Source organism: Mucilaginibacter sp. P4_G9, from assembly GCF_056400985.1.
This window is the reverse complement of the sequence record NZ_JBFUKF010000804.1, coordinates 1-1,093: the sequence shown is the minus strand read 5'-3', so window position 1 is coordinate 1,093 and position 1,093 is coordinate 1. Positions and strand designations below refer to the sequence as shown.

2 protein-coding genes are annotated in these 1,093 nt (G+C 29.1%); both read left to right on the top strand.

All coding sequences use genetic code 11. From position 1 onward, the window contains the following. Positions 1-329: hypothetical protein (locus AC1DPZ_RS27775; protein ID WP_477409617.1), on the top strand; the 329-nt coding region annotated here is incomplete at its 5' end. Positions 330-551: 222 nt separating this feature from the next. Beyond that, on the top strand, positions 552-1,093 hold a 542-nt coding region (locus AC1DPZ_RS27770; protein WP_477409615.1), incomplete at its 3' end, for a hypothetical protein.

The following is a 1,093-nucleotide window of genomic DNA, read 5'->3' as shown; positions in this document are numbered from 1 at the left end:
TTGTACGACGAGATCATATGGGGATAAGTGAAATTGCCCGAAAGCTTAATGTTAGTCGAAGAACCTTATACAATTGGTTTGAAACTAAAAAGCTTAACCTGGACATTATTTGTCAAATTGGTTTCGTTATTGGGCATGATTTTTCAAAGGAATTCCCCGAAGCTTTTGCAAAAAGAATTAATTCTGTCAATGCAGACCGTCCTTTTGAGGCCTTAAGTACCAAAGATCAGCCCCGGGATGCAACTTATTATTGGATGGATAAGTATATAAAACTACTTGAAAAATTCAATGAAGTTTTAAGCCATGACGGCAGAAACATAACCATATAATATAAACCATAATTCAGTAGTATTTGATTAATCCATACTAAATCCTGTCCCCCATTAAATCATTTAATCTCGTCAAAATATAAATAATGGCGAATTGAATTTCTCTACAAATCAGCTATATTCTTATCCAAATAACTCCACCTTTGCTAAAATGGTATAGGAGTAATTGCTGTACGCTTTTGAACCCAAAGCATTAAAGCACTTAAATTAATGTTTGGGTTAATGAGAGCTATCAATCAATGTCAAACTGTAATTAATGTGACTTCAATTTTAATGATGAAAAAATTCATATGTTCTACAGTACTTTTTATTTTTCCAATTATATTATTGGGTACTTTGATTGAAGTATTGTGTAGAAGAATACCTAACGACTATCAATATAAAACAAGCTATTTAGATAGTAATTCCAACATTATTAATGTTTTGGTTTTAGGTTCATCGCATGCTTATTATGGCATAAATCCTGTTTATTTAAAATATAAAGCATTTAATGCTGCTTATATTTCGCAATCATTAGATTATGACTGGGAACTAATTAAAAAATATGATAATCATTGGCATAATTTAAAATTCATTGTATTACCAGTAGATTATTTTTCTTTTTATTGTAATTTAAATGAAAGTGCCGAATCATGGAGAAAGAAAAATTACATCATTTATGAGGGTATAAAACTACAGAATGATTTAAGTAGTAATACTGAAATATTGAGCAATAAATTTATTGTAAATATTGCCAAAATACATTCAAATTACATTAATCATGA